A 19,444-nucleotide genomic window follows, 5' to 3' on the forward strand; every position below is an offset into this window, starting at 1 on the left:
CCTTTCCTCACAAACATAAGGTTTAAATTATTATTCGAAATCAGAAAGTCTATGAATGTTTTGAGGATATTCCACATCGTCTAATTTAATCGGGTCAGGAATAAACGTCACGCTCACAGAATCCATAATACCTAAGCCTAAAAGGCTAGAAGCACTACCTGTTGTAGCACTATTACTTTTGTAAACCGCAACTTCCAGAAAATCACCCGAATTAAAAACGGCCAAACGACGCCCTTCATCATTTCGTTTATTTTCTGGAATGTCAAAATTAACAATATCACTGTATTTCTGATAGATTTTTGAAAAGGTGTACTGGCGGACCGTAATTTCAAAATTGCGCCCTTTTTGTATGGATTCAAAAAAGTTGCGTTTAATATTAGTTACTACATTACCATAATTGTCAATATAAATAATGTTTCCAAGAATCGTTTTGTCGTCTTTAATATAAGGTTTGATGCCTTTTATAGGTTTAATTTCAGAAATCTTTTTACCAATAACATCTAAGGTACCACCACGCGCAATATGGCAAGCCACTTGAACAAAAACATCTAAAACCGTAAAACTACTTCTTATTTTATCGTGGATATTAATTTCAACAATATCTTCAGGTGCAATTTCAGAACAAATCATGCTCATAATGCCATTATTGGCACAAACAAAATAATGCCCATCGAGTTTCACGGCAATGTGTTTGTTTTCTGGATTTAATTCTGAGTCAATACCTATAATATGTATGGTTCCTTTTGGGAAATTGTTATAAGCATTTTGAATAATGTACGCCGCCTCAGGAATGTTAAAAGGTGAAACATTATGTGAGATATCAACAATGGTCACACCAGGGAGTTCACTTAGAATAGCGCCTCGTGTCGCGCCAGCAAAGTAATCTTTCTCTCCAAAATCGGTTGTTAGTGTAATAATTGCCATGGGCAAATTGTTGATATGTTTTTAATGTTTTGTCCCTCAATTTTACTTAAATTTGAGAGAGACATGAATGATTACAAACCTACAAATTTTCGTTTTCGTATTTATAATTTAAATGAAAAATGTGTATTTGTAAGACTCATGAACATAAATTTAAAAACTAGACTGAACACGTAACAATGAAACTGTAATTTTTAACTTAAAACCACGCCTTTGAACGAAATAATCATCGAACTTGAAGAGATTTCTCCAAAAGAGTTTTTTGGAGCACAAAACACGAACATTGAACTTTTAAAAAAGTACTTTCCAAAATTAAAAATTGTAGCGCGAGGCAACAAAATAAAAGCCTACGGTGATGAAGAATTACTAGAGGAATTTGATAGGCGCCTTACCATGCTTTTAAAACATTTCGCAAAATATAACAAACTCGATGAAAATGTTATAGAGCGTGTTTTAACGAGTCAAAGTAGTGACGATTATAATACTTCAGAAAAAAGCGGCGAAGTGATTGTGCATGGTGTAAGCGGTCGCCTTATTAAAGCACAAACAGCAAACCAACGGAAAATGGTAGAGCTCATGCGTAAAAACGATATGGTTTTTGCAATTGGTCCTGCAGGAACAGGAAAAACCTATACTGGTGTCGCTCTGGCTGTTCAAGCTCTAAAAAATAAAGAGGTGAAACGTATCATTTTAACACGCCCAGCTGTTGAAGCCGGTGAGAATCTAGGTTTCCTTCCTGGTGATTTAAAAGAAAAGTTAGACCCTTATATGCAGCCACTTTACGATGCCCTTCGTGATATGATTGCTCCCGAAAAATTAGCACATTATATTGAAAACGGTACCATTCAAATTGCGCCTTTGGCCTTTATGCGTGGACGAACTTTAGACAATGCTTTTGTGATTTTAGATGAGGGACAAAACACCACACACGCCCAGATGAAAATGTTTTTAACCCGTATGGGGAAAAACGCCAAGTTTTTATTAACCGGTGACCCAGGGCAAATCGATTTACCACGACGTACCATTTCCGGACTTAAAGAAGCCTTGCTTATTTTGAAAAATGTAGAAGGTGTAGGTATTATATTTTTAGATGATAAAGATGTGATTCGTCATAAACTCGTTAAAAAAGTCATTGAAGCTTACAAGAGTATAGAAAACGCCGAGTAATTATAAATAAATATTATTTTAAGTAAAAACCAGTTATTCAGTTAATTGGTTTTTTGTTTTTAGTACAATCCTTTAATTATATAAACTTTGTTAGAAATAGTGTAAGAGTTTAGAAAGTCCTTTCCAATAGATTTGCAGTATAACAATAAATAAAAATTATGAAAAAATTATTTTTAATTGCAGGATTATTAGGATTTAGTCAGCTTTTCGCTCAACAAAATGATATAGAAATTACACCAGATAATTCCTGGTTAAAAGCTGGAGTTACTGCAGGTATTCCTGTTGGAGATGCTAGTGATGTTTCAGATTTTAATTTAGGTTTAAGTCTTAGAGGACAATATCTATTCACGCCTTATATAGCTGCGGGTGTGGCATCTGGATATAATCATTTTTTCGGAAAAGAAGGTGTAGATGATTTCGGAATTGTACCTGTTGCGGGATTTTTACGTTATTATTTTGAACCAAGCGGATTTTTTATTGGTTCAGATGTTGGGTATGGTTTCTTAACAAATGTAGATAATAATAATGGTGGTTTATATGTAAACCCACAAGTTGGTTATCACAACAGAGATTGGAATTTCTATGCGTTTTATCAAAATACATTTGCTGAACACGATTTTGATATTCAAACCGTTGGTTTAGGAGTTACCTATAATATTAGATTCAAATAACATAGCGATGTTTAATTGATTAGTAAAAAGGAAACATATTTATGTTTCCTTTTTTTATTTGTATTTGTTTTGCGCAGTTAAACAAATTACATTTGTAACTTAAAATTCACATATAACTTTGATGAGCAATACAATTACAGATACCAATTTCAAATTTCCAGGGCAAAAAAGTCTTTACAAAGGAAAAGTAAGAGCTGTTTATAACATCAACGACGAAGAATTGGTTATGGTAGCCACCGATAGACTTTCAGCATTTGATGTGGTGATGCCAAAAGGCATACCTTATAAAGGACAAATACTAAATCAAATTGCCACTAAAATGATGGCAGCAACCGAAGATTTAGTGCCAAACTGGTTAACAGCAACACCAGACCCTAATGTAGCGGTAGGTTATCTATGTGAGCCTTTTAAAGTTGAAATGGTGATTCGTGGTTATATGTCTGGACACGCAGCTCGCGAATATAAAGCAGGCAAACGCATGCTTTGTGGTGTTGCTATGCCTGAAGGCATGAAAGAAAATGATGCTTTCCCAGAGCCAATTATTACACCTGCAACCAAAGCTGAAATGGGTGACCATGACGAGGATATTTCTAGAGAAGATATCTTGAAAAAAGGTATTGTTTCAGAAGAAGACTATGTGGTGTTAGAAGATTATACCCGTAAATTATTCCAACGTGGTACTGAAATTGCCGCCTCAAGAGGTTTGATTTTAGTAGATACCAAATACGAATTTGGAAAAACAAAAGATGGTAAAATTGTTCTAATAGACGAAATCCACACACCAGATTCTTCTCGTTATTTCTACGCTGAAGGTTATCAAGAACGTCAAGATAAAGGAGAAGCTCAAAAACAATTGAGTAAAGAGTTTGTACGTCAATGGTTAATTGCTAACAATTTTCAAGGTTTAGAGGGGCAAAATTTACCAGAAATGAGTGATGAATACATCCAATCGGTAAGTGAGCGTTATATTGAACTTTACGAAAACATTACTGGTGAAACTTTCATAAAAGCCGATGTAAGTAACATTGAAGAACGTATCGAGGCTAATGTTTTAGCCTATTTAAAGTAGTCTTAATTTACTTTAAAAATCATAACAAAAAATCTCCGTAGGTTATTCCTGCGGAGATTTTTTTGTTTTATAAAAGCTTTCATGGTTCAGGTTGCCAACTCTCACGAAAGGAAAAGTCTTGTTTAATTTCAGGTTTTAGCCTCAACAAAGATTACATAATTAAAGACATAAACACGCCTTCAAATAATCAATAGAAATAAACAATATTCAATTTCATTCACCCATATAAAAGTCGGATCAAAGAATAAACGATTAAACAAATAAATATTCCAAAATCTAATAGTGATATTCAACCACACGGCCGTTTAAAGGTTGTTCGTTACGATAGTTATTAATTGGCATATTACTTTTAAGCTTTAGGACTTCTTCCACAGATAAAATAATAGGGTCTTTAAAAACAATCCAATTGATGTTTTCCGAGCAGGGCGGTGTTGTTAAAGAACCGCCATATGAGTAATAGGGTCTGTCTTGAAGCAAAAAGCTTGACAAATCAACACTTTGGTTAATCTCTTTTTTAGCGCCTGTTTTTAAGGGTAAAAAGCTTTCAAAGAATTCAAACAACTGACTTTCTTCGCCTTCTTTTCCTAGTATGGACAAAACCGTGGCTTTTCCTGATTTACTGGTGTGGACCAAGTGAACTTCTATTGGGTAGATGATACCATTTATTTTGTGCTCAGAAGGCTCATGAAAATGGATTTGCTTTAAGCAATAGCGTTCATTTTTATACGTGATATAATCACCTTCTTCAAAATCAAACTGAATAGAATGTCCGTTGTTTTCAACATCATGAATCAGCGTGCTAGGCTCGTATTGAAAGCTTAATTCATTTTCAAAATGAGTAGAATCAGCATTGATATGAATGATATTTATTGGGGATTGGTGATTACCATTACAATCAGAATGGGTTTCTATTTCCGCCCAATGTTCAGGAGCCGTTTCGCCATGATAACTCCAATGCTTTTTTGTGTCATGGTGTTGTGCTAATAAAGGTTCTGTCTGCTTTTCTGCTTGGTTGCATGAAATAGTTACTAGCGTCATAACGGCTAGTAAGATGCTGTATGGTTTAGTTTGCATAACTGATTTATTTAGTTGATTTTCGATGTACTAAATTAGTAGCTATGCCATGTCTAAACACTGACTTATGTCAGTTTTGATGCTGAAAGGCATAAAAGTTATTAACTATAACGTTTTTTATTTGTTGAATAGAGAGAAATGAAATAACTTCTTTAAATTCCCTTGTAAACATTTACCTCTGAAATCGTTTATTGAATTACGATTTGGTTTACTTTGTCCGCTGAGTCACATGAAATGAAAATTCTCATGTAAAGCTTGTTCTTTTTTTTATGAAGAATACAAGTTACATAGACGTGCATAAATAATGACCTTAAGTAACAGCCGTATTTAATAGTTAATAGCTTGAGGTTCCGACTCCTTTATTATTTGCCTCTAAAGCTCTAGTGTTAACATGATCAATTGTTATGTTAACAATACGATCAGGATGGTTAATAGGAATTACATCATTATAACCTGGTAGTCAAAGACTTAGATTGTTCTAATTTTAAGTCTTAAATATTACTTTACTACTCATTCTTAATTTTAAGAATGAGTAGATTTTTGACAAAATAATGCTATTTTTTTAGATACCCCCCTTTTTATAAGGTACAATTCTTATAAAAATGTACGGGAAACACACATTTACAATGTAAAGAAAAGCTTTAATTTGCCTTGACGTAATAAATAATAACTAAAAAATGAAAACTTTAAGTAAAATGCATAGTTCATTTTAGAATCAGATCGTACAGTAACTAGAACTAGTAGAAAAATAGCTGGAAGATATTTAATAGCATCATCCGTAACAGGAGTGAATATATAAGAAAACAGAAACTCAACCATTCTAATTATGAATTTAAAAACTAAATTGTATTTAACTTTACTATTACCTTTTTTGTTTGCTGGTATTGGTCTATACTGCTTTTTTAAATTTTTAATAAATGATAATATTTACATGACTACTAAAGAGGCGATTGCTGCATCTCTTTTTGGTCTAGTGTTTTGGTTTTTTGAAGTTAGATTAATTATTTCAATGATTGAAAAAAACAAATAATATGGAACACACTAATTATAACAAGATGAATCTCAATGGGGTAAATAACACCATCTATTTTGTGTTCCGATGGCTCATGAAAATGTATTAGTTTTAAGCAAAAGCGTTCATTTTTATACGTGATATAATCACCTTCTTCAAAATCAAACTGGATAGAATGCCCGTTGTTTTCAACATCATGAATCAGCGTACTAGGCTCGTATTGAAACCTGAATATTGACTTTTGTTAGGTTTCTAAAAAAAGACTTAAAAGTTATTAACTGTAACGTTTTTTCTTTAAATCTTTAGAAATAATATTTCAGAAAAATAAAATGCTATAACCCAATTTAAATTTGTTTATTCTTGAAATTACTGCGGGTATAGTTATAGAGAAGTAGCTATGATTTTCTATTTTTTACCTTGTCAGTAATTTTCCGAACTAGGTTGTAAACAAAAGCATTGGTTTTTGCGTAATGAAAGGATATAAAGCAAACCACAAGCATGAACAATAATGCACCAAATATGGCTTCAGTTGGGTTAAGAGATTTGTTTAAATAACGTTTTATGCCGTAGCCTGTGAAACTTCCGTAAAGCAAAATAAAATGAATGACATAAATCGAGAGAGTTTTTTCTCCAATTTTAGAAATGATAGACCGTTTCAATAAAGGTTCTAAACTGTAAAAAATGCTGAATATAATGAGTACATCACCAAGTCTACCAAATAGATAATTGAAGTTTGCACAGCGTTCTAAAAGTGTAAAACCGGTTAGGTCATATAGACTAAGTAAAAATGAGGTTGAGCCGAAAACAAGAAAAAGTCCTGTGGTTAAAAAAGCTGTAATGGTTAGGAGTCTAAAACGCTTTCTGTGTAAGTGTCTAAAAAATATAGTGGATAAAAAAGCTCCAAAGGCCGAATAACCAAACCAAGGTAAAATAGTGAATACCGACCCGTTACTTTTAGTCATGTAATTGGCAAAAAAGCGTGGTACGTTTTCTAAAGTGAGATTTCGGTATAAAGGTTCTGAAATAAAGCAAGCACAGCCAATTACAAATAAAACAATAGAAAATAGGTAGCTGTGTTTTCTAAAAAGAGCATAAAGTCCCACGAGGAGTATAAGCGATAAACCAATACACTGTAGAACATCAATCACCAAAAAATACGGATTAAAATAGCCTGAAAGCCAACTTAAAATATTGGCTCGTAAACTATAACCAATAAGAATCAAGAGTAAGCCACGAAATAGCCCTTTTTTAATTCGCGGTTTATCTTGTCCCTTGGCATAGGCACGAAGGAGCAAATAGGTAAACACCAGACCTGAAATCGTGAAAAACATAGGTGCCGTAACCCCTCTAAAATAGCTCCAAATATTATAAAATATATTGTTGGAATTTCTATAAATAGGGTCGAGGAGCGTATCTATAAAATGCCCTTGTAGCATCATTAGAATAGCAAAAGCTCTAACGGCATCAATAAAGTATAGGCGATTGGTTTGCAATGGTATTTAATTTGGTTGTGAGCAAATATACTTTAAAAATTAAATCTTGATTAGGGCAGTGCAACTATTGTGTCGAGGATAATCTAGTTAACAAGTCATTGTGTTAGTTTAAGTCATAATGAAAACCTATGCTATGCTATTACAACTGGTTATCATAGGATAGGTTTTTGAGGATGGGGCATTTATGTTTTCTTCAATAATATCTTTTCGTTTACAAACTGATTAGCAGAATCAAGGAAATCAACCATTAAACTCCAATTTGAATTGGGTTCAGAATAGTTTTTGTATTGTTTGGAAGTTGTTATAATTAAGTCACTTCCAATAACTTCTGCTTGACTAATAAAGGCTCCGGTGCTGTTATCTATAGACTTGTTTAGTTTGTCTATACCAGTAACGGCATACCCTTTTGGTATATTGAACGTGATTTTATTATTATAAATTCTAGGGTATGACATATGTATGTTTTCTGTACGTTCCCGTTGTTTTTTGTTCAAATCAATTTGATTGGTGATGAGCTTCCCTATTTCAACAATATAATTAGGGCCTGCTTTTTTTATAAACGCATCTTTACCTTTAAATGATTCAGTAAATGTTAAATACGAATCAAAACCATATCGACCAGTTTCATTGATTTTGAATGCATAGTCATCAATTTCATTCAACTCAAATTCTGATTGAGCAGCTTCTTTCATTTGTTCTTTATGGTGGTTCTGTATTTTTAATATGGCAGCATCCAATTGTTTTTGATACTCTATTTTCTTCTTCTTTCTTTTTACAAGCTCAATAAAAGATTTTGTTTCATATTTTTTATAATCATCATAAATATAGTCAGTAAAGAGTAATCGGTTATTTTGTTCTTCCTTTTTTTGATGTCCTTTGAAGTTACTAATGGACGTTATTGAAAAACCAGAAAAATCGTCATTTAAAGTGAAGGTTATTTCTTTTTTCTCCTCGTTTTGAGAATAAACGCTATGAGGTAACTTTTCTCTCGTTATGCCATCTATTTTGTTTTTTGAAGAGGTCAATAGATAGGCTTCGGTATTTTCAATTAATGGATTGAACTCATTAATAGAGTTATATTGGTCAAAATATTCAACATAAAGTGGTGTTTCTGTGTTTACTTTTAAGAGAAGGTCTACATTTTTTTCAATTAATAAATCATCAATTGTTCCATCATATCGTTTTTTCGAAACCACAACGTCATAATCAATGTCATTACGATTTAAAAAGGCTGTAAAGTATTTAATAAACTCTTTTTGACTACTAATAAAAGGAGGGTTAGAGCCATAGAATTCAAAGGGATTGTATAATATATCTGCTTCTTTAACAACCATGGCTTCAATGTATTGAGTAAGGTAAGCATGACGCATAAAATAGTAGGCCTCTTTAACTTTCTCAGTATCATTTTTAAAGGTTTTACTTTTGAAAAAATCTCTAAGGTCACCAATATCTCTATTAGCTCTTAAGCGCTTGTCATATAAATCGAGGACTTCTTCTTCGCTTACGTTTTTTTTAATGATGGTTTCTTTTTCAGGTAAGAAGGCTAAAGCTCGGTCTTCAAACGACCCAGAACGCGCAAAATATACTTGAAACTTATACGAAGGAAGATCTAACAAGGGGAAGAACCATCTATTAGAGATGTATTTGTCAATATTAGTGCCTTCTAGGCTGTAGCGTCTAATGCTTCTCTTTTCTGTAGGTAGTTGTTTTAATTCAGGAGCCTTATTGTAAGAATTAAAATTTATAAAGAAATCATTTTCAGTTTCAAAAAACAGTTTAAAATTTACTATAGGGTATTCTTCTGACAAGGTAGTTTCTACCGGTTCAAAACCATATGCGAATGTCGATTTAAAAGAATCTTCGTAATACGTGTAATAATCTATGATGTCACCTACTTCTAGGTTAGGAATAGCGATGTTTGTTTTGCCGTCTACTTGAACCGATTCTTTTTTGATATCAATTTCTATTTCATCACCATTGGGTTTAACAACTTTTATTCCTACAAAATTACCTGTATTTTGCTGCCAATTGAAAGCTACAGGAATAGGGAAAACAATGACTTTAGTTGGAGCCCTAAATATATCTAAAAATGAAAATTCTGAAAATTCTTTTACCGCAGAATTATCTAATAATTTTATACGTTTTCTTGTCGAGTTTTTATAGGTCACATTTTTACCAAATTTATGAAAATCATAATTTTGGTTTTTATAAAGAATAACTGCCGATTCACTCTTCCATTTATCGGGTATTTCAACAGTGTTTTTATGCGTGTCGTGTTCTCCCCAGAAAAAGTTTTTAACTTCAAGTTCTTTTTTTGTTTGACCCATTACAGATAAGGAAAATGTAATTAATAAGGAGAGAATAATTTTAATTTTCATGTTTGGTGTTGGCTTTGGTTAGTACGATTTGTTCGTTGTAAACGCTTTTTAGGTTAGATATAAATTGATTCCATTTTTCAAAATCTGATTTTTCAATTTGCCCATTTTTAATTTTGAATATTTTCTTATATGTGATGATGTTATTAGCTTGATTAAACATAACATTCATGTCAAAATTTTTAGAAGAAAAGCTGATATCCTTCGGTAGGTGTGTAATTGTATATTCCGAAGGAACTTTTAGTGTCGTTAATGATTCTAAGTCTTTTTTATAAGGGAAGATGTAGTTGGTTTTTCTTTTTTCTAAAAGAAAGCCTTCAAGTTCTTTATCAAAATCGATATCAATATAAACATCACTATCAAAGGATGATACAACATTTTTTATGTTAATATCATATAACATATTTAAATTCAATTCTCTATCTAGTAAATCTGTAGTTTCAATATTTGATACCTCAATGTTCGTGTTTCCGTTGTTTAAATAATGTTCTAAGAATTCCTCTTTATTGTTGTCTTTCAATGTATTAAAAGCGTAAAGCAAACTAGTTCTGCTTTCTCCAATAAAGGTTTTAGATGCTTTACCTTCAAGTTTATCGTCATTTAATATGAAATCGTAATTAAAAGATTCTCTGTTGAAATCTGATGTTATTTCAGGAACGGTTTTAAGTATATAGCCATCGTTGTTCTCAATGAGGGCTTGTTTTCCTTGGATACGGTTTGCATATTCACCATAAGCATTAAATTTTTCGGTTGCATCAAGAAAAATGGTGTCACCGTCTTTAAAAAGAGTACAAATCATGTGGTTATCTACAGATAGGTTTGGGGTAGAGTAATCATAAGCTATTCTTTTTGTACCAATCCAAGTTAATCGTGCGTCAAATCCAGCTTCTAATAGCATTTGTTTCAACAGGTTGGCCATACCTTTGCAGTCGCCATATCTTTTGTCGAAAACATTTGATGCTTCATCGGGCTTAAAACCTGCTATACCATCTTCAAAAGCGATGTAACGAATATTGTCTTGTACCCAGTAGTATATGTTTTTAATTTTTTCCTCATCACTAGTTGTATTTTCAGTTAATGATAGGACCTTCTTTTTAAATACGGTATTATCATTTTTTAAAGCAGTGACAAGCGATTTATACCAATTATATAAGTCTTGTGTTGAATGAAATATATTTTTATTTTCGCCATCAAAGGTGTATGATTTTGCAAGAATTAAAAGGTGAGGGTATATATAGGTGGGGCCAGGGCTATCAGGTTCGTTATACCTTGCAGGGATGTTGTTTATAGTAAATGTAAAGGTTTTTGAATCGTTTTTTGTGTTAGTACTGATGTCTTTTTGGATAGAATATTGTTCAAAGTTAAATTCTTTTAACTCTAAATCTAACCAATTAGGTACCTCTATTTTTATCACTTTTTTAAGAACAGGGTAGTCATCATTAAAATAAATATTGGAGAAATACTTAATATCACGATATTCTTTGGAAATGTAAGTGTTGTGTTTGTACCCCATTAGAGGGAAACTGATATTTGTATATTTTACCCGAGTATCATGATGAAATAAATCATCATTAGTCAAAGCTTCATCAGTGATGTAGGGTTTTGTACTTTTATCATTCTTGGTGGTAACTTCAAATTTCCGAATCGTAGTTTGTTCATCATAAAAAGAATATTTTTGAATTTGAGCTCGAGAATCTATATTGATAATAGATTCATTTGATTCTTGATTGACATAAATTTTCTCCTCATTTTTATTGAATTCGAAAGAAATGTAATCTGAGCTTTCTAATAAAACAACTGAATTATCTGGATATTTCTCTTTTAAAGATTTTGATAATGCGATTTCTTCGGGGGTAGGTTGAACGTTTTTTTGAGCATAAACAGTATTTAAAAATACCGCAGCCACAAATAAACAGTGGATGGTTTTGAGCATATTTTAAATGAAAAAAGACGAATATATGATTTCAGTTTGATGTAAGAAAATCAAATTAGTAAAATCGGATAATTCGTTAGGTGATTAGGTTGTCTGTCGTATAAAAATGGTTGCTAGTAGAAAAAAATGATTTAAATGGGTAATATTTTATTACATTTAGATTTAACTGAATAAAACTAAATTATCTAAGATTATAAACCAAAATCATGAGTAATTATCACATAAAACATTTAGAAGAGTATTATCAAGTTTATAGAAAATCGATTAGAGAACCAGAAAATTTTTGGGAAGAAGTCGCTGAAGAGCACTTCATGTGGCGTAAAAAATGGGATACCGTTTTAAGTTGGGACTTTAGTAAACCAGAGGTAAAATGGTTTGAAGGGGCGCAACTTAATATTACCGAAAACTGTATTGACAGGCATTTAACAACACGTGGCGATAAAACGGCTATTTTGTTTGAACCTAATAGTCCTGATGAGCCTGCTGAACATATTTCCTATAAACAACTTCATACCCGGGTGAATAAATTTGCTAATGTTTTAAAAGCTAAAGGCATAAAAAAAGGCGATCGTGTTTGTATTTATTTACCTATGATTCCTGAATTGGCTATTTCAGTTTTAGCCTGTGCTAGAATAGGTGCGATTCATTCTGTTGTTTTTGCAGGATTTTCATCTACAGCTTTGGCAACACGTATTAATGATAGTGACTGTAAAATGGTTATTACTAGTGATGGTTCTTACCGCGGTGCAAAAACTATTGATTTGAAAAGTATTGTAGATGATGCTTTAGAAGACTGCCCTGGAATAGACTCTGTTTTAGTAGCAAAACGCATTCATTCTGAGATTGCCATGAAAGCGGGGCGCGATGAATGGTTGCAACCTCTTTTAGATGAAGCTTCCAGTGTTTGTGAAGCCGAAATTATGAATGCCGAAGACCCTCTTTTTATTTTATACACTTCTGGTTCTACAGGTAAACCAAAAGGCATGGTGCATACTACCGGTGGTTATATGGTTTATACGGCTTACACTTTCAAAAATGTATTTCAGTACAGAGAAAATGATGTGTATTGGTGTACTGCCGATATCGGTTGGATTACAGGGCACAGTTATATCGTGTACGGACCTTTAGCCAACGGAGCGACCTCAGTGATGTTTGAAGGGGTGCCGAGTTACCCAGATTTCGGACGCTTTTGGGAGATTGTTGAAAAACATAAAGTCACGCAATTTTATACGGCACCAACTGCCATTCGTGCTTTAGCGAAAGAAGGGGTTGATTTGATTGAAAAACGTGATTTATCGTCTTTAAAAGTTTTAGGTTCTGTAGGAGAACCAATTAATGAAGAAGCTTGGCATTGGTACAACGATAATGTTGGTAAAAAGAACAGCCCAATTGTAGATACCTGGTGGCAAACCGAAACGGGAGGCATTATGATTTCTCCAATTCCTTTTGTTACGCCTACAAAACCTACTTACGCCACTTTACCGTTTATAGGTATTCAGCCAGCGCTTATGGATGAGGCGGGCGAGGAGCTTAAAGGCAATCAAGTAGAAGGTCGTTTGTGTATTAAATTCCCTTGGCCAAGTATGGCAAGAACCATTTGGAAAAACCACGAACGCTATAAGGACACCTATTTTTCGGCTTATGAAAACAAATACTTCACTGGCGATGGCGCTTTACGCGATGAGGTAGGCTACTACAGAATTACTGGACGTGTTGATGATGTGATTATTGTATCTGGACACAACTTGGGAACCGCTCCAATTGAAGATGCTATTAATGAACATCCAGCGGTGTCAGAATCGGCTGTGGTTGGCTTCCCGCATGACATTAAAGGTAATGCGCTTTATGGTTATGTGATTTTAAAAGATACGGGTGAAAGCAGAGATCAAAATAATGTACGTAAAGAAATCAACCAAATGATTACCGAACATATTGGTCCGATTGCCAAATTAGATAAAATCCAATTTACTGTTGGTTTACCTAAGACCCGTTCGGGTAAAATTATGCGTCGTATTTTACGTAAAATTGCTTGTAAAGATGTGAGTAATTTAGGAGATACCAGTACCTTATTAGACCCTGAAGTGGTTCAAGAAATAATAGATAATGCACTATAAATAACAGGAACGCTTATTTAAAATTGGCTGTATCGAAAGGTTTGTTTTTGATACAGCTTTTTTTATTGTAAAAAACACTAAATAAGTGTTTTGTGTTAAAATTAATTATGCAGAGATTTTACAGAGAGCTACAAAGAAAAATTAGTAAATATTGAATATTAGGAGTGTGTTAGATTTAGATTAGTCGAAATCGAGTTTTTTGACAATGAAATATTGATGAATTTATGGTTTTCTAGGGGGTATGACGGTTCTCGACTCCGCTCGAACACCGTTGCTATTGATGTTTCGTTACGGTCCTTGTGATCATTCGAGAGCGTTTCGATTTAATATGTCAATCTTGATTGCGCCTGTCTACCGATATATAGGCTAGATTTGACATGCCTTTGTAAGGTTTAAAGTAAAGGTCTATTTAGGCAATAAATAGCCCCAATTGAGGTGTTTACGTTTGTCTAAACGCGCCAAGGTTTTTAAGAAAACAAGAGCAGTAATAAGCGCATCGCCAGTGGCCGTGTGACGGTCAACCAAAGGTACATTGAGTTCTTTGGCTAATTCATCTAAACTATAAGGGAGGTCGTCATCTTTGTAAATCTGATGCACCGATTTTTTATAAAGATGTCCAGTGTCAATGAATTTGTTTCTCAATTTGCCTAAACCATGTCTTTCCAACATTTTATCAATCATTTTACGATCAAAGTTGGCATGGTGAGCCACTAAAACATCATTTTTAATATAAGCGAGAAAGGCCTTTAGGGCTTCTAATTCACTTAGTTTTTCAACTTTACTGTTTTTTAAAAGCCCGTGAATTTTTACAGTTTCGGGATTGAAAACATCTTGTTGTATATAAATTTCAAGCGATTTATTGACTTCAATTTTTTTATCTATAAACGAAACGGCTCCAATCGATAGTACGCGGTCTTCATTAAAATCGAAACCCGTAGTTTCGGTGTCAAAAGCAATAAAGCGGGTGTTTTTGATATCCTCATTGAATTTACTTTTGAAACCCTCAATATATGTGAGCCAAAACTCAGGATAATCTTTTTTCTCTTCAGAAAACCAATTGAATAACTTCATATTACATAAAGTTTTTTAAATCAAAACGTATTTTAAGTATTTCTTGAATGTCATGAACAGGTTTCAAGCAACGTCGTAATTTAAGTTCTTCCTCTTTGCTCAAGCTTGCAATATCTATAAATTTACCAGAATCATTATGTAGAAGTCCTTGTTTGGTTTTGAACTTAGATAGGGCTTTAAAAGCATAGGCACAAGAATGATACAGGGCTTTGTTATTCGGGTCTAAAACGGCTAGTTGTTCGTAGCGTTCAGGGGTGTTATTAATGCCTTTTATATGTTGCTGAAGCGTAAGTACACGAGCGGCATCCACTAAAGGCATCATGGTTCTATTTTTTATATTAAAAAGGTCTTTTTGTTCGGCACTTTTTTCAACGGCAAATTTTTTGAAAAACCCTAGTGGTGATGGGTATTTAATAGCATCACGGGCTAAATACTTGAAAAATAGAGAAGTTTGGTCTAGTGCTTTATAAATGGTTTCCGTTAGTGATTCTGCTAAGGTGTCTTCGCCGTAAATTGGACTAAAATCAAAGAAAATAGAGGCTAATAATATAGCTTTTTCATCAGGTGTGTAAATCCAATTCTCAAACTGACCTTTCCATTGTGAGATGGACATGCACCATTTGGGGTTGCTAGCCATCATATCGGCTTCACAATATTCAAATCCAACTTTGTTTAAAGACTTTGTAACCAATTTGGCAAGCTCTAAAAAGTAGGTTTGTGTGGCTTCATATTGATCTTCATGAACATCTTCAAAAATAATCGCGTTATCTTGATCTGTAAAAAGTATTTGTTCTTTTCTACCTTGGCTTCCTAAAGCAATCCATGAAAATTTCACAGGTGGATTGGTTGGCATTTTCTTTAGAGCAATTTCAATAGCTCGAACGGTAACAGCATCATTAATTTGAGTAATAACCTTAACAATATGTCCAACCGGAATGTTTTGCTCCAAATAGTTTTTGAGTAAACTATTGGCTTTTAATCGTGCCGCCCGTAATTTTTTTGTTCGGTTGGCCCTTTTTATTTCTTTTAAAATTACGGTAGGGTTATTTCCTAATGTGGCTAGTACATCATGATGAGTGAGTACACCAACGAGTTTAGTGTTTACCGTGCCATCTTTGGTGATGCATAAATGACCAATATGATGTTTAATCATAAGTAATTGCCCATCGGCAACGGTTAGTCCCTTTTTGCAACTAATCACAGGAGCAGACATGATATTGCTTACTGGAGTTTCAATAGGAAATTCGCCTGTGGCTATTTTGTTTTTAATATCACTATTCGTAATAATACCAACAGGTTTTTCTTCATCGTCAATAACGATAATACAACCAATTTTATGATTGCGCATTTTTATGGCCGCATCTTTTAAAGAGGAGCCTACATGGCAGGTTACAGGATTCTTCGTGTAATTAGCACTCTGGAAATTGACAATGTCATGAGCACTATTTGGGAGGTAATCAACAAATATTTTACCACTAACTTCAGTAGTATACGGATCGTAAGCATTGGTAGCAAATGCCGTAATTAAGAATTTATTAATGCTAGCGTTGTTTTTGGTAACCGACGTAAAGATATCAATAGGAATGGCATAAACTATAGACTCTTCATTGGCCGATGCCGATAATTTATAGTTTTCCTTCGCTATTAATGGTCGGATTCCAAAAACATCGCCAGCATCACTGATATTGATGATTTCTTGGGTGTTATCTCCGGTGCTGTGTAATAATTTGACACCACCATTTCTAACCATGTAAAAGTCGGATTTTGCAGGATCGCCTTTCTCAAATAATACATCACCTTTTTCCAAGTAAATGATAGAAACTTCTTTTGAAATTTCATACAGGTCTTTGGTGTTTAATAAATTAAAAGGTGGGTATTTAATTAAAAAATCAAGAACGCGTTCAGCAATGGAGTTTTTCATAGAGGTCTAACACCGAAGTTTTATTAAATAAGTTTGAAATCTAATAATAATTCGCCTTCAACAGAAGCTTGTAAATGATCACCTTTTACGTTTTCACCGGCTCCAGTGGCTGGTGTACCTGTAAAGATTAAATCACCAGGTTCTAAGGTCATAAATTTAGAAACGTAAGCAATAATTTCAACAAAGTTGTAAATCATATCGCTGGTGTTTCCAACTTGTTTCTCTTCACCGTTGATTAGTAAATTGAAGTTGATATCGTTTAAATCTGAAAAGTTAGAAACTGGTTTAAAACCAGCAACTGGTGAAGCGCCATCAAAACCTTTAGCTAATGCCCATGGCCCTTTTTTATCTCTACTTGCTGTAAGTACATCTTTAGCGGTGTAATCAATACCAATACCAATTTCGCTAATGTATGAGGCTGCATCAGCTTCAGCGATATCTTTACCTTGTTTTCCAATTTTGGCAACCAATTCTACTTCATAAATTAATTGTTTCGTTATTGAAGGAAAAACAATATCAGCGCTGTTTTCAACTAAAGTACTTTCAGCTTTAACAAAAATAGTTTGTGCACCAGTTTTAAGGGCTGCAACTTCACTTTTATCGTTTACGTAGTTTTTACCAATACCTATAATTTTCATGATTTTGTATAAATTTAAATGTTAATTTTTCAAACAATAAAAGTAATGAATTACACAATTTTTCGTCCTACAAATGGTATTAATTTTTTTATAAGACTAGGGAGGTAAATTTTGTTGAATTGCAATTAATTAGTAGTCATTCATGCGCTTTTATTGGTGCGAGAATAACTTCTCATTAAAAAAACATAACTTGCTGAACTCAAAAATGTGCTATGAAACACCTTCAAGAAACCACTAATATAAAACATAAAAAAAAGTCTAAAGTCTCCATGGCTCAGGCTTTTAAAACCATTATCTGGCCCAGACGAAACCTCGTGTTTATTGGGTTGATTTTAATCGTAATTCGAAGTTTGGCCGGGCTAATTTTACCATGGCAGTCTAAAGTGCTTCTAGATGAGGTGGTACCAAGCAAAGATCCTTCACAATTATACACGCTAATTACTATTGTAATCACGGCTATTTTGGTTCAAGCTTTAACATCCTTTGCTTTAACCCAGATATTAAGTGTACAGGCTCAGTTTTTAATTAGCGAATTAAGAGCCCAGGTTCAGAAGAAAGTTTTGTCGCTACCTATTAGTTTTTTCGATAATAATAAAACAGGAGGTTTGGTTTCTAGAATTATGAGTGATGTAGAAGGGGTTCGGAACTTAATAGGTACAGGATTAGTGCAACTTGTTGGAGGTACTTTCACCGCGGTTGTGTCTTTAGTCATCTTAATAAAATTAAACGCTTGGATGACCCTTTTTGTATTCGTACCACTTTCAGTTTTCGGGTATATCGCCTTGCGAGCATTCAAGTACATTCGTCCAGTATTTAGAGTAAGAGGTAAGATTAATGCTGAGGTTAAAGGTCGTTTAACCGAAACTTTAGCAGGTGTTCGTGTGATTAAAGCCTTTAATGCCGAAGACCAAGAGAATGCCGTTTTTGAGAAAGGTGTTGAGCGTTTATTTCAAAATGTAAAAAAGAGTTTAACAGCCACTTCTATAATGACCAGCTCATCAACTTTTTTAGTCGGTGTGGCAACTACAGGTATTATGGGGATTGGTGGTTATTATATGATGCAAAGCGAAATGACTACTGGTGATTTTCTGTTTTTTACTTTAGTGCTTGGGTTTATGATAGCGCCAATTGTTCAAATGAGTAACATAGGGAGTCAGTTAACCGAAGCTTTGGCTGGTTTAGACCGTACCGAAGAACTCATGAATATGACGGCTGAAGAAGACAACGAAGCCCGTAACATTTCCTTAGAAAATTTTAAAGGGGATATTGCTTTTAATGAAGTGTCTTTTGCTTATGAAGAAGGGAAACCTGTACTTCATAATGTGAGTTTTGAAGCTCCTGCGGGCTCAGTAACGGCTTTAGTAGGAAGTTCAGGATCTGGGAAATCTACTATCGCCGGACTTTCAGCAACCTTCTTGAATCCGAGTTCGGGTCAGGTTCTAATTGATAACAAGGACTTATCTAAAGTGAAATTAAATAGCTTCAGAAAAAATTTAGGGGTGGTTTTACAAGACGAATTTTTATTTGAAGGCACCATTAGAGAAAATATTTTATTCCCCAGACCAAATGCTACGGAAGCTGAATTACAAAATGCAATTAAAGCCGCTTACGTTAATGAATTTACCGATCGGTTTGATGAAGGCTTAGACACGTTAATTGGAGAAAGAGGAGTGAAGCTCTCCGGTGGCCAGCGTCAGCGTTTAGCCATTGCAAGAGCTATTTTAGCAGACCCGAAATTGATTATTTTAGATGAAGCGACTTCAAATTTAGATACCGAAAGCGAAGCTTTAATTCAGAAGAGTTTAAACGAATTGGTAAAAGATCGTACCACAATCGTGATTGCCCATCGTTTGAGTACTATTAGAAAAGCCGATCAAATTTTAGTCATTGAAGCTGGTCATATTGTTGAGCGTGGTACTCACGACGAACTCATCGCTAATAATGGCAGATATTTCGATTTATACACCTATCAAGCAAAAATATAA

General features: G+C 33.8%; 15 protein-coding genes. 6 read left to right on the forward strand and 9 right to left on the reverse strand.

Translation table 11 applies throughout. The features are described from left to right. Window positions 1-30: 30 nt before the first annotated feature. A complete protein-coding gene (locus F6U93_RS06010) occupies window positions 31-924 on the reverse strand; it encodes an SAM hydrolase/SAM-dependent halogenase family protein (protein ID WP_150937844.1) in 894 nt (297 codons plus the stop codon). A 210-nt stretch (window positions 925-1,134) separates the two neighbouring features. On the opposite strand from F6U93_RS06010, the gene F6U93_RS06015 reads away from it, so the two are divergent. The 3 genes from F6U93_RS06015 to F6U93_RS06025 all read left to right on the forward strand — a co-directional run bounded on the left by F6U93_RS06015 (window position 1,135) and on the right by F6U93_RS06025 (window position 3,828). After that, on the forward strand, window positions 1,135-2,088 hold the full coding sequence (locus F6U93_RS06015; protein WP_150937846.1) for a PhoH family protein: 954 nt from the start codon (window positions 1,135-1,137) through the stop codon (window positions 2,086-2,088). Window positions 2,089-2,246: 158 nt separating this feature from the next. Continuing rightward, complete coding sequence (locus tag F6U93_RS06020) at window positions 2,247-2,759, forward strand: hypothetical protein (RefSeq protein WP_150937848.1); 513 nt, start codon at window positions 2,247-2,249, stop codon at window positions 2,757-2,759. Between the two features lie 121 nt (window positions 2,760-2,880). Beyond that, on the forward strand, window positions 2,881-3,828 hold the full coding sequence (locus F6U93_RS06025) for a phosphoribosylaminoimidazolesuccinocarboxamide synthase (protein ID WP_150937850.1): 948 nt from the start codon (window positions 2,881-2,883) through the stop codon (window positions 3,826-3,828). Window positions 3,829-4,104: 276 nt separating this feature from the next. Here F6U93_RS06025 and F6U93_RS06030 read toward each other — a convergent pair whose 3' ends face one another. Beyond that, window positions 4,105-4,902 (reverse strand): carbonic anhydrase, encoded by a 798-nt coding sequence (locus F6U93_RS06030; RefSeq protein WP_150937852.1) that lies wholly within the window; start codon window positions 4,900-4,902, stop codon window positions 4,105-4,107. An 826-nt stretch (window positions 4,903-5,728) separates the two neighbouring features. On the opposite strand from F6U93_RS06030, the gene F6U93_RS06035 reads away from it, so the two are divergent. Next, on the forward strand, window positions 5,729-5,932 hold the full coding sequence (locus tag F6U93_RS06035; protein ID WP_150937854.1) for a hypothetical protein: 204 nt from the start codon (window positions 5,729-5,731) through the stop codon (window positions 5,930-5,932). Here F6U93_RS06035 and F6U93_RS06040 read toward each other — a convergent pair. The 4 genes from F6U93_RS06040 to F6U93_RS06055 form a co-directional block, all read right to left on the reverse strand. Then, window positions 5,904-6,149, reverse strand: coding sequence for a carbonic anhydrase family protein (locus F6U93_RS06040; protein ID WP_150937912.1), 246 nt, complete (start codon window positions 6,147-6,149; stop codon window positions 5,904-5,906). The genes F6U93_RS06035 and F6U93_RS06040 overlap by 29 nt on opposite strands. 160 nt (window positions 6,150-6,309) lie before the next feature. After that, the gene (locus F6U93_RS06045; protein ID WP_150937856.1) at window positions 6,310-7,407 is read right to left on the reverse strand and encodes a heparan-alpha-glucosaminide N-acetyltransferase domain-containing protein; all 1,098 of its coding nucleotides are present in this window, start codon (window positions 7,405-7,407) and stop codon (window positions 6,310-6,312) included. A gap of 182 nt (window positions 7,408-7,589) precedes the next feature. Next, window positions 7,590-9,785, reverse strand: coding sequence for a DUF3857 domain-containing protein (locus tag F6U93_RS06050; protein ID WP_150937858.1), 2,196 nt, complete (start codon window positions 9,783-9,785; stop codon window positions 7,590-7,592). Next, window positions 9,775-11,715, reverse strand: a complete 1,941-nt coding sequence (locus tag F6U93_RS06055) for a transglutaminase-like domain-containing protein (protein ID WP_150937860.1) — start codon at window positions 11,713-11,715, stop codon at window positions 9,775-9,777. Before F6U93_RS06055 ends, F6U93_RS06050 begins: the two co-directional genes overlap by 11 nt. A 206-nt stretch (window positions 11,716-11,921) precedes the next feature. Between F6U93_RS06055 and acs the strand changes: the two genes are divergently transcribed. Further along, entirely contained in the window at window positions 11,922-13,829 is a 1,908-nt protein-coding gene (gene acs, locus F6U93_RS06060) for an acetate--CoA ligase (protein WP_150937863.1), read from the forward strand. Window positions 13,830-14,234: 405 nt separating this feature from the next. Here the strand turns inward: acs and F6U93_RS06065 are convergent, their stop codons facing one another. The 3 genes from F6U93_RS06065 to F6U93_RS06075 are packed head-to-tail and all read right to left on the reverse strand — an operon-like array spanning window position 14,235 to window position 17,459. After that, on the reverse strand, window positions 14,235-14,900 hold the full coding sequence (locus F6U93_RS06065) for a 3'-5' exonuclease (RefSeq protein WP_150937865.1): 666 nt from the start codon (window positions 14,898-14,900) through the stop codon (window positions 14,235-14,237). Between the two features lies 1 nt (window position 14,901). Beyond that, window positions 14,902-16,821 carry a DUF294 nucleotidyltransferase-like domain-containing protein gene (locus tag F6U93_RS06070; protein WP_150937867.1) on the reverse strand — a complete coding sequence of 640 codons (1,920 nt, stop codon included), beginning with the start codon at window positions 16,819-16,821 and terminating at the stop codon, window positions 14,902-14,904. A gap of 23 nt (window positions 16,822-16,844) precedes the next feature. Next, window positions 16,845-17,459: a fumarylacetoacetate hydrolase family protein gene (locus F6U93_RS06075; protein ID WP_150937869.1), complete on the reverse strand. Its 615-nt coding sequence runs from the start codon at window positions 17,457-17,459 to the stop codon at window positions 16,845-16,847. Between the two features lie 212 nt (window positions 17,460-17,671). Here F6U93_RS06075 and F6U93_RS06080 point away from each other — a divergent pair, with 212 nt between their 5' ends. Continuing rightward, entirely contained in the window at window positions 17,672-19,444 is a 1,773-nt protein-coding gene (locus tag F6U93_RS06080) for an ABC transporter ATP-binding protein (RefSeq protein ID WP_150937871.1), read from the forward strand.

Origin of the sequence: Pseudotamlana haliotis, from assembly GCF_008806375.1 — a bacterium.
GTDB classification, from domain to species: Bacteria; Bacteroidota; Bacteroidia; order Flavobacteriales; family Flavobacteriaceae; genus Pseudotamlana; species Pseudotamlana haliotis.

Excerpts from the sequence above, each read along its gene's own strand:
- F6U93_RS06010 (WP_150937844.1), bottom strand. The coding sequence starts at position 924 with ATGGCAATTATTACACTAACAACCGATTTTGGAGAGAAAGATTACTTT.
- F6U93_RS06020 (WP_150937848.1), top strand. The coding sequence starts at position 2,247 with ATGAAAAAATTATTTTTAATTGCAGGATTATTAGGATTTAGTCAGCTT.
- F6U93_RS06025 (WP_150937850.1), top strand. The coding sequence starts at position 2,881 with ATGAGCAATACAATTACAGATACCAATTTCAAATTTCCAGGGCAAAAA.
- F6U93_RS06030 (WP_150937852.1), bottom strand. The coding sequence starts at position 4,902 with ATGCAAACTAAACCATACAGCATCTTACTAGCCGTTATGACGCTAGTA.
- F6U93_RS06035 (WP_150937854.1), top strand. The coding sequence starts at position 5,729 with ATGAATTTAAAAACTAAATTGTATTTAACTTTACTATTACCTTTTTTG.
- F6U93_RS06050 (WP_150937858.1), bottom strand. The coding sequence starts at position 9,785 with ATGAAAATTAAAATTATTCTCTCCTTATTAATTACATTTTCCTTATCT.
- F6U93_RS06055 (WP_150937860.1), bottom strand. The coding sequence starts at position 11,715 with ATGCTCAAAACCATCCACTGTTTATTTGTGGCTGCGGTATTTTTAAAT.
- acs (WP_150937863.1), top strand. The coding sequence starts at position 11,922 with ATGAGTAATTATCACATAAAACATTTAGAAGAGTATTATCAAGTTTAT.
- F6U93_RS06065 (WP_150937865.1), bottom strand. The coding sequence starts at position 14,900 with ATGAAGTTATTCAATTGGTTTTCTGAAGAGAAAAAAGATTATCCTGAG.
- F6U93_RS06070 (WP_150937867.1), bottom strand. The coding sequence starts at position 16,821 with ATGAAAAACTCCATTGCTGAACGCGTTCTTGATTTTTTAATTAAATAC.
- F6U93_RS06075 (WP_150937869.1), bottom strand. The coding sequence starts at position 17,459 with ATGAAAATTATAGGTATTGGTAAAAACTACGTAAACGATAAAAGTGAA.
- F6U93_RS06080 (WP_150937871.1), top strand. The coding sequence starts at position 17,672 with ATGAAACACCTTCAAGAAACCACTAATATAAAACATAAAAAAAAGTCT.